Annotated in this window: 5 protein-coding genes; all 5 read left to right on the plus strand. The window is 55.3% G+C overall.

Translation table 11 applies throughout. The annotated features are described in order from the left end of the window. Positions 1-1,126: DUF7008 domain-containing protein (locus J0A65_RS20360; protein WP_206596178.1), on the plus strand; the 1,126-nt coding region annotated here is incomplete at its 5' end. A gap of 16 nt (positions 1,127-1,142) precedes the next feature. Then, the gene (locus J0A65_RS20365; protein ID WP_206596179.1) at positions 1,143-4,817 is read left to right on the plus strand and encodes a phage resistance protein; all 3,675 of its coding nucleotides are present in this window, start codon (positions 1,143-1,145) and stop codon (positions 4,815-4,817) included. Between the two features lie 4 nt (positions 4,818-4,821). Continuing rightward, on the plus strand, positions 4,822-7,611 hold the full coding sequence (gene pglZ, locus J0A65_RS20370; protein WP_206596180.1) for a BREX-2 system phosphatase PglZ: 2,790 nt from the start codon (positions 4,822-4,824) through the stop codon (positions 7,609-7,611). 15 nt (positions 7,612-7,626) lie between these two features. Then, complete coding sequence (gene brxD / locus J0A65_RS20375; RefSeq protein ID WP_206596181.1) at positions 7,627-8,946, plus strand: BREX system ATP-binding protein BrxD; 1,320 nt, start codon at positions 7,627-7,629, stop codon at positions 8,944-8,946. Positions 8,947-8,970: 24 nt separating this feature from the next. Continuing rightward, positions 8,971-10,028, plus strand: a 1,058-nt coding sequence (locus tag J0A65_RS20380) for a DEAD/DEAH box helicase (RefSeq protein WP_206596182.1), incomplete at its 3' end; no start/stop codon positions are given.

A 10,028-nucleotide genomic window follows, 5' to 3' on the forward strand; every position in this document is an offset into this window, starting at 1 on the left:
GATTGAGTTAGGGCTGCGTGCTTTCGAGATTTTATTGGCTCGTGAATTAGAGCAAGGTGAGTCCGATACCATTTGGTTTGAGCATCATGGAAGTCAGCCAATCACTGAAGTGCCGCGCCATTGGCCTGATGATTATCAAGAGTTGGTTCAGAAACGTTTGGATGAAATTGAACGAAATCCATGGATTAAGCTTATTGATAACAAAGATCATAAGCGCCGCTGGACTCGCGATACTTGGGTGGTGCGCGTAAAGGCGGCTGCAAGAGAATGGTTATTGGATCAAATTGATGCAATGGTTCAGCAGCCGCAGTTGTTTACGTGTGCGCAGTTGGCCGACAAGCTACGCACTAATCTCAAGGTGCAGCAAGTTGCAAAAATTTATGCCGGCAGCAATATGTTGGATTTGCAGTTGCTGGTAAGTGACTTGGTGGCTGGTGAACAGGTGCCGATTATGGCTGCCGCACGCTTAAAGCCCGAAGCTATGAGTAAATGGTTTGCTTGGCAAGAAACTTGGAGTAAACAACGCCAGGAAGATGCCATTTATGTTAAGTACGCGGTCGATAAGCCCCTGTCAGAAACTGATGCGTTAAACCCGGATAAGCAGGCTGCTTATGTCTTGGCAAAGCAGAGTGCCGAAATTGAAAAGCAGCAGGTAGTGGGCACTATCGCCTTACCGCCGGCTTACAAGCAGCCTGACTTCCGTCAGGCAAACTATTGGCCGCTGCGCGGCAAACTGGATGTGCCTAAAGAGCGCTTCTTCTCACTGCCTGGTTGTGAAAAAGGCGGTGATAGCACACTGGTCATAGGCTGGGCCGGCTTGAACCATCTGCAACGAGCTCAGGCTATTGCCGCTTGGTATCTGGATCGCAAAGAGGGCGAGGGCTGGGAAGCTGAGCGGCTGATGCCCATGCTGGTGGCGTTGGATGAGCTGATCCCCTGGTTGAAGCAATGGCACAACGAGGTGGATCCGGAGTTCGGCGAGCGTATGGGCGATTACTACGAAGGCTTCTTGCTTGAGGAACTGCGTAATCTGGAAATTACTCGGACTGACCTTTTGAGCTGGCAGCCGGCTGCAGTAGCTGGAAAACGTGGCGGTCGAAAAAAGAAAGTGGCCGAGCAGAACTGATTCTGGGGTTTGAAGCATGACATTGATTAAAGAGCTGATCGAGATCCCAGAAAAGGTTCAACGGGGGGATTTCGTTCTTAACCTGTCCAGTGGGTTGGCTGATGCAGCTATCAGCCAAACGCTCGAGCAGTATGTGGTGACGCCGCAGCTGCAGCGCTCGTTCGACGATGCCTTGAGCTTTATCAAGAGCACCGTGGTGGGCAACCAGAACCGTCAGAAGGGCGCTTACCTGCACGGCAGCTTCGGTAGCGGTAAGTCGCACTTTATGGCGGTACTGCACCTGCTGCTGCAGGGCAATTCCCAAGCACGGGCGATCAACGAGCTGGCGCCGGCTGTAGCCAAGCATGATGAATGGCTGCAGCAAACCAATATCCTGTTGGTGCCCTACCACATGATCGGCGCCGCCAGCATTGAGGCGGGTGTGTTGGGTGGCTACGCGCGACATATCAAACACCTGCACCCCGATGCACTGGTACCCGGCTTTTACATGAGTGATCGGTTGTTCCGTGATGCTCGGCAACTGCGCAGCACTATGGGTGATGCGAATTTCTTCGCCACGCTGAACAAAGGCGCAGCAGCGGCCGAGGATGATGGCTGGGGTGATCTATCGACTGGTTGGGATGCAGCCAGCTTCGATGCAGTGCTGAATGACCAAGCTGGTGCTGACGATAAGGCTCGCCTGGTCGGAGATTTGATCGGCACTTTCTACAGCTCCATGGCGGATATGGCCAACAGTGAGTACGGCGGCTACGTCGATTTCGATGAAGGCCTACGCATCATGACGGAGCATGCCAAAGCGCTCGGTTACGACGCGATCATCTTGTTCCTCGATGAGCTGATCCTCTGGCTGGCCAGCCATCTTTCTGACCAGCGCTTTATCGCCAACAACATTCAGAAAGTGGTGAAGCTGGTTGAAGCCAGTGAGCAACGTGCACTGCCCATGGCCAGCTTTATTGCCCGTCAGCGTGATCTGCGTGAGTTCGTGGGTGATCAGTACAACGGCGCTGAGCAGCAAGCACTGAGCGACTCGCTCAAGTACTGGGATGGTCGCTTCCACACCATCACCCTTGAGGACCGTAACCTTCCAGTGATCGCTGAGCGTCGCTTGCTCAAGCCGATCAATGCAGCTGCCAAGGCAGAGATCGACAATGCCTTTGCGGCCATGGATGCCGGTTTGCGCAGCGAGGTGCAGGAAATCCTGCTGACCAACCAGGGTGACCGCGAGATGTTCCGCTCGCTGTATCCCTTCAGTCCTGCTCTGGTGCAGGCGCTGGTTGCGCTTTCTTCCGCTCTTCAGCGTGAGCGTACTGCGCTCAAGGTCATGCTGATGCTGTTGGTCGATCAGCGCGAAACCCTGGAGTTAGGTGGATGTATTCCGGTTGGTGACCTGTACGACGTGATTGCTTCAGAGGCTGAGCCGTTCTCAGAAGTGATGCGTATGCATTTCGACAATGCTCGCCATTTGTTCGAGCGCAAGCTGGTGCCGTTGCTGGAGGAGGAGCACAACCTCAAGCTGGATCAGCTGCTGGAGCTACCAGTCAATGACCCCGGCCGTCGCGCCTTTACCAATGACATGCGCCTGATCAAAACCTTGTTGTTGTCGGCGCTGGTTCCGGAGGTGGAGTGCTTCAAGCAGCTCACGGCCAACAAGCTCGCCGCGTTGAACCACGGCACAATAAAGTCACCGATTCCAGGCCGTGAAGCGCAGACGGTTTTGCAGAAGTGCCGCAAATGGGCGGGGCGAGTCGGTGAGATCAAGATCAGTGATGACTCCAACCCGGTCATCGCGATTCAGCTTTCAGGCGTGGATACCGAAAGCATTCTTGAGCAGGCGAAAATCCATGACAACGATGGCGCTCGCCGCAAGCTGACTAAGGATTTGCTGTTCGAAGCGTTCGGCGTTCAGGATGACAATCAGCTGTTTATCGAGCATCCCTTCGCCTGGCGCGGTACTCGTCGCACCGTTGAGGTGATGTTCCAGAACATCCGCGAGATTTCCGACTTCACCACCTTTGAGGCGCGTGGTGATGATTGGAAGGTGCTTGTCGACTTTCCGTTTGACCAGGGCAACCACTCTCCCGCGAGCGATAGGGCACGCATCCAGGAGTACGAAGCCACTGGTAATGCGACACAGACCCTTTGCTGGTTGCCGTATTTCTTCAGCCAGTCGGCCCAGCGCGAACTGGGAACCTTGGTGACCCTAGAACACGTACTGAAAAGCGATGATCGCTTCGCTTCCTTCAGTAAGCATCTGAGTCCTATTGAGAGGGCCCAAGCACGTACGCTTCTCGATAACCAGCGCAGCCAGTTGCGTCAGCGTATTCGTGACTATCTGATGGGCGCATTCGGTGCCGCGCAGCCACTGTCGGGTTCGCTGGATGATTCGGTCCAACTGGAAAGCCAGGTTTATTCGCTGGAGCCCGGATTTACTCCGCAGCTGCCGGTGGGCAGTAATCTGCGTGCCGCCTTCGAGCACCTACTTAACCAGGCGCTGAGCTTCCAGTATCCGGATCACCCTGAGTTTGACGGTGAGGTCAGGCTGGCAGACTTGGGTAAGGTGATGGAGCAGCTGCGTCGCTCTGTGCATGCCAGCAATGGCCGCATCGATATCGACACGCCGTTGCGCTCGATCATGCGTTCGATTGCACAGCCACTAAAGCTTGGCGAGATGCACGAGCGGCATTTCATCTTCAATGATGATTGGCCGAAGCATATGACTCGTGAGCTTGCCAAGGATGAATACGCCGGGGATCCAGTGACGGTAAAGCGCCTACGTTCGGCCATTGATCAGCCGACACCCAAAGGGCTGCCGGACATTGTGCAAAACCTGCTGATCATGGTGTTTGCCGAGCATGGCCAATATGCTTTCTCGTTGCATGGCAAGGACTATGTGCCGGCGCTTAAGGACATGCCGGATAACTTGTTGCTGACCAAGCAGGATCTGGCTGAGCCGAACATCTGGAAGCTGGGCGTAGATAACGCTTCCGCTATCTTCGGCCTGACGCCTAACAAGTTGCGTACCGCCAACCATCAGAATGCATTGGAAAAAGATGTGCAGGATGAGGTTAAGCGCCAGCTTGGGCATTGTGAGGAACTGGTTACTGAGCTCAGAGGTGCATTGAGCCGGGTTAATCAGGGGGCGCAATGCAATCGTCTGCGCAATGCTGAGTATGCCGTGAGTCTATTGCAGACCTTGCAGGGTAAGCAGGGGGCAGACCTGATCGCTGCGTTGGCGGATATTCAGCCACCCACCAACGCGATGGCTCTCGCCAAAAGTATCGTCAGCGCTGCCAGCGTGACCCAGGCAATCCAGGACAATAACTGGCAACTGCTGGAAACTGTTTGGAAGTCAGGGGCAGCTGAGGCGTTGCAGATTAAGCAGCGTGTCATTGCAGCTTTGACCGCGGATGAACTGGTGACGGCGCTGGCCCAAGCGCTTCGTCAAGCTCAGGCAGATGCTACATCGCAGTTGACGCGCAACGTCGTTCCGCCGGTCATTCAGATCGTTCCGCCTGCCGATACCAGTATCAAAGGTGCCGGTGGCAGAAAGGTGCTGGAGCAGGTTCAGCAGAGCGGTTTGACCAGCAAGCAGGCGCGCACTTTGTTCGCCGAGATTGAGAGTAAATTGCAGGACGGCTATGTGCTGGATGTGAGCTACAGCATTGTTCGCATGGATGGGGCAGAGGATTGAGGTAATGTCGATCATGCAAGCGAGCGCGACATTGCCGATGCCGGTGGTGACCCAATTGCAGGCAGTTTTTCAGCGTGACGCTGAGGCTGACTGCGTGGCATTAGTGTGGCCAAACCCTTTAGCGGCTTTAGCTGTAGAGCAAGTTGTTGAAGGGAGAAAAGTCAGGGCCATCTACTGCGTCTCTGAGTTGGCGATGAGAGAGGCCTTGGTCAAGCATCAACAAGACCGAAAGGAAACCTCAGAGCGTCTTGTGCTGCTGTCCGGCTTTGCCGAGACGGATTTGGCTATGGACGTGTTGGCCAGAATTTGGCGCAACGAGCCGCAGCGGATAAGCCCTTGGAAGACCCTGCAGCAACTGATTCGTGTCAGGGACATTGATCCTCGTCTAACACGCAAGCAGAGCCGTTGGGTAGCTGAGGCGATGCTCAATGGTGTTGAACGCTATCAGGGGAAAATCAGCTTCGGCGAGATTCTGGATGAGGAGACAGCCTGGCGTGCTATCGCCATGGCTCATCTGAACTACCAAGAAGCCACGTTGGATCTGCAGTCGGTGTTGAGTTGGAGCACTAAGGGGGATGTCAGTGCACTGATTACGGCTCTGCCAGGCGATATTCGAGACAACCTAGGGGATTGGTTGGCCCGCGGCCTGCCCGACACTCATGAGGTGGTATCGACGCTGCTTCTGAATGATCAGGGGAGTGATCTGCTCGCCGTCGCCTTGGCGTGCTCCGGGCTGTTTTCCTCGGACATTGAGCGTCTGCAAGCGCTTGATTTAACCCAGCTGCATATCAGTCGTGGGATTTTCCGTGAGCGCTTTTTGGGTGGGAAGAAGATCGAATTCCGAGTCTTGCAACCGCTAGGCGAGGTCGCAGTTACTCTGGTCAGGCAGTGGATAGGTGCTCTCGGTTTCCCTAGCTATGCACGCTTCTTGTCGAAAGCAGAGCAGATTCTTGCGAGCTTAGATGTGCAGGCTGCCGCCGAGCACTCGGCACTTTTGCCTTGTGGTTTGCACGCGCGCTTTAGCGCTTTTGCTTCTGCCTTGGATCAAGCTCTGGATGGTGGCGACTCAATGGCTGCGGAGTTGGCTTTGCAGCAGATAGAGGGGCATCGTCTGGCTGGCTTGGATCGCTATAGCGAGACTGTTGCTCGGGCCAATATGGCCATGCGCCTTCTACGTTGGCTCAAGCAGGCGCCGAACGCAGACGGAACTGCAGTTAGCCTGATCGGCGCTTACATCGAGCAGGGTGGTTTTTGTGATTGGGCACGAACCGAAATTTGGGCGGGAGATGCTGAGGAGTCTCTAAGTACGGTCTACCAGAAGCTCTCGCAGCACGTTGGACGTTACAGGGAGCGGCAAAACCAGGCTTTCGGGCAGCAACTGGCAAGCATCGCTCGCGGTGATCATCTGCCTGCTCGATTCATTCCTGTCGAGCGCGCCCTGGATGATCTGGTTGCACCATTGGCAGAGCAGGGGCAAGTGCTTTTGCTTGTGCTGGATGGGATGAGCGAAGCCGTCTACCGGCAGTTAAGCGCAGACCTCACTCGTAATCATTGGTTGGAGCTGCAGTCCGTTGGCGCACAGGGCGATGCATGTCTGGTTGCAGCCTTGCCCACTGTGACTCAGGTCAGCCGTTGCTCGCTGCTATCGGGGGCTCTGTGTGAGGGCAATGCCAACGACGAGAAGAAGGCTTTCAGTAGCCACCCTCAGCTAAAAAAGCTGGCCTCCACCAAGTTTCCACCGCAAGTGTTCCATAAGCAGGATTTGTCCCAGTCTGGATCTGGCAGTTTGCATAGCAACGTTCGGGGGATAATTGCGGGTACGGAGCACCGAGTTCTGGCGGTGGTGATCAATGCGATCGATGATCAGCTGTCCAGTAGCTCGCAAGTTAAGGTCGACTGGTCCTTTGAAACCGTGGCCTTGCTGCGGCATGTCATGGAGGCCGCTCGCGAGGCGGGTCGCGTGGTGATCATTACCAGTGATCACGGCCACGTACTGGATCATGATTCGGTTTACCAGCAGTCCGCCGACGAAAACGGCGAGCGCTATCACCCGGTGGCCCCTGGCATTGTTCCCTCTGAGCTGGAAGTCCAGTTGTCGGGTGAGCGTGTCGTGACGGCGAATAAGCAGGTGATCCTGCCTTGGTCAGAACGCCTGCGTTACACCCGAAGTAAGAGCCATGGTTATCACGGTGGTGGTTCGCTCCAGGAGGTTGTGATACCGCTTGGGGTCTATATCAATGCCACCACGCGGCAAAGGGTAGAGGGTTGGCGTGAGGTGCCTCGACGGCTGCCAGCTTGGTGGTATTCGACGAAGGCCATTCAGTCAGATACGCCGAGCGCGGTTGATGAGCCCACCGTATTTGTCGAAGCACCCACCAAGAAAGCAGCTGGCAAGAAGCAGGCTGTGGCTGAGGTTGTCGAGGACATGTTCGGCTTTGCATCGCCAGCGAAAGCCTTGAGCAAAAGCGCTCCGGTGGTCGCTACAAGCGATTGGGTTGCTGAGTTGCTCAGTTCGCCGGTCTATGGCCAAGTTCGCGATAGGGCAGGCCGCACAGCGATCAGCGATGAACAAATGCAGACGCTGCTGAGGCTGATGGAAAAGCACCGCTGGCAGGTTATGGAGGCGGTGCTTTGTTCCGAGTTGCTGATCCCGAAACTGCGGATTCGTGGGTTCCTCGCGGGTGCACAGAAACTGCTCAATGTGGATGGCTATCCGATCCTTTCAGTCGAGCGTGATTCCCAGACAGTGCGTTTGAACATTGCAGATCTGAAGAAGCAGTTTGAAATTCAATAACTACAGGGTGTAGTCATGTCGATTAGCCAACAACGTCGTCAGGATATTCTGGACGCTCTGCGGCGTGGAACTGTGCCGCAGTACGGTTTAGATGCCTTAGCTGTTGGCTTGTTGCCCTTCGAGCGCGCCTTTGATGAGGAGCTGGAAAAGGTCAGTCGAGGCGGGGCGGTATTCAAGGCTATTCGTGGCGAGTACGGCAGCGGTAAAACCTTTGCGTCACGTTGGCTCCGTGAAAAAGCACACCGACTCGGCTTTGCCTGCGCCGAGGTACAAATTTCCGAGACTGAGACGCCGCTGCATCGCCTGGAGACGGTCTATCGGCGTCTGATGGAGCGTTTGACGACGCCAGATATGCCCTCGGGCGCTTTTCAGAATATCGTCGAAGCCTGGTTCTACACTCTTGAAGAGGATGTACTAGCCCAGCATGACATCGATCCGAACGACTCCGAAGCGTTGATCGATGCCACTGATTTACTGATGGAAAAGCGCTTGGGTGAAGTAGTGCGCTCAGCACCTGCATTTGCCCTAACTCTACGTGCCTACCGGAGAGCTCTCCTAGAAGACCAGGAAGAGATCGCCAACGGGCTTTTGGCCTGGATGGCAGGTCAGCCGAACATTTCTGCTGCGGTTAAGCGCTATGCAATGATCAAGGGCGACATCGATCATTTCGGCGCGTTGAGCTTCCTGCAAGGAGTTCTAACCATACTCAAGGATTCAGGGCATCCTGGTCTGCTGCTGGTGCTCGACGAGGTTGAAACACTCCAGCGTATGCGCGGAGATGTTCGCGACAAGAGCCTGAACGCACTGCGTCAGTTGATGGATGAGGTGGACTCTGGGCGATTCCCTGGCCTTTATTTGGTTATCACAGGTACTCCAGCCTTCTACGATGGCCCTATGGGTGTCCAGCGACTGTCTCCTCTGGCTCAGCGTCTGGCGGTCGACTTCACCACTGATGCTCGGTTCGATAATCCTCGTGCCGTGCAAATTCGTCTCCGTGGTTTCAGCCAGGAGTCACTGGAGGAGGTCGGTCGCAAGGTGCGTAACCTGTATGCCGATAACAGCGCTACGGCTGACCGCATTCTGCGACTGGCAGACGATGATTACATCGCTGAGCTGGCCAAGGCGGTGACCGGTAAGCTGGGCGGCAAAGTCGGGATTGCACCGCGGATCTTCCTGAAAAAACTGGTGGGTGAGGTCCTGGATCGTATTGACCAGTTCGAAGACTTCAATCCGCGACAGCACTACGCATTGACCATTTCAGATACCGAGCTGACATCGGTCGAGCGCGCTACCAGCGCGGCAAGCTCGGTAGATGATATCGAGCTCGATCTTTGAGCTGTCTGATTGGAGCTTTGCTGCATGAGTGAGTTCGACAAGCTCCACCCTGCCTTGCAGCACCACATCGTCAACTCTCTAGGTTGGAACGGTTTACGGCCTTTGCAAGAGGCCACTATCCAGCCCGTCCTCGATAGCGAGCACGCAATTTTGCTGGCTCCGACGGCCGGTGGAAAAACCGAAGCTGCAAGCTTTCCGGTGTTTTCACGCATGCTTAGTGAGAGCTGGGAAGGCCTTTCTGTTCTCTACATCTGCCCGATCAAGGCGCTGCTCAATAACCTTGAGCAGCGTTTGAGTTATTACGGACATCTCCTGGGGCGCAGCGTCGCCCTATGGCATGGCGATATCAGTGCCGCGCGTAAGGCCAAGATTGTGGCCTCGCCACCGGACATTCTGCTGACAACACCTGAGTCGTTGGAGGTCATGCTTGTCTCCAACAAGGTTGATCATCAGCAGCTTTTTGCCAACGTGCGGACAGTGATTATTGATGAGGTTCATGCCTTTGCCGGTGATGACCGTGGCTGGCACTTGCTGTCTGTCCTGGAGCGAATCAGCGTTCTAGCAGACCGAGAGATTCAGCGCTTAGGGCTCTCAGCAACCGTAGGTAATCCTGACACGCTCTGCGATTGGCTTGCCGGTAGCTGTAATGCCCGAAGGAGCGTGATTAACCCTCCTGCTGAGAACAATGTGATTCCTGATGTCCAAGTCGATTGGGTCGGGTCGCTGAAAAACGCAGCAGTTGTGATTTCACGATTGCACAAAGGCGAGAAGCGCCTCGTCTTCGTGGATAGCCGATCCAAGGTTGAGGAGCTCGCAGTTGAGTTACGGTGCCTTGGTGTTGCCACCTACATCTCCCACAGTTCCTTAAGCCTGGAGGAGCGGAGAGCTGCTGAAGAAGCGTTCTCCCAGGGTAATGACTGCGTCATCGTTTCTACTTCGACGTTGGAGTTGGGTATCGATGTGGGCGACCTCGATCGGGTGATCCAGATCGATGCCCCGTACACGGTTGCTTCGTTCCTGCAGCGTATTGGCCGCACTGGCAGACGCTCGGGCAGCTCTCGAAACTGTCTGTTTCTGGCTAC

This window comes from Bowmanella yangjiangensis (genome assembly GCF_017255015.1).
GTDB lineage: Bacteria > Pseudomonadota > Gammaproteobacteria > Enterobacterales > Alteromonadaceae > Bowmanella > Bowmanella yangjiangensis.

What these genes read in the sequence shown, in the direction of transcription:
- J0A65_RS20365 (WP_206596179.1), top strand. Translation starts at nt 1,143, where the DNA reads ATGACATTGATTAAAGAGCTGATCGAGATCCCAGAAAAGGTTCAACGG.
- pglZ (WP_206596180.1), top strand. Translation starts at nt 4,822, where the DNA reads ATGTCGATCATGCAAGCGAGCGCGACATTGCCGATGCCGGTGGTGACC.
- brxD (WP_206596181.1), top strand. Translation starts at nt 7,627, where the DNA reads ATGTCGATTAGCCAACAACGTCGTCAGGATATTCTGGACGCTCTGCGG.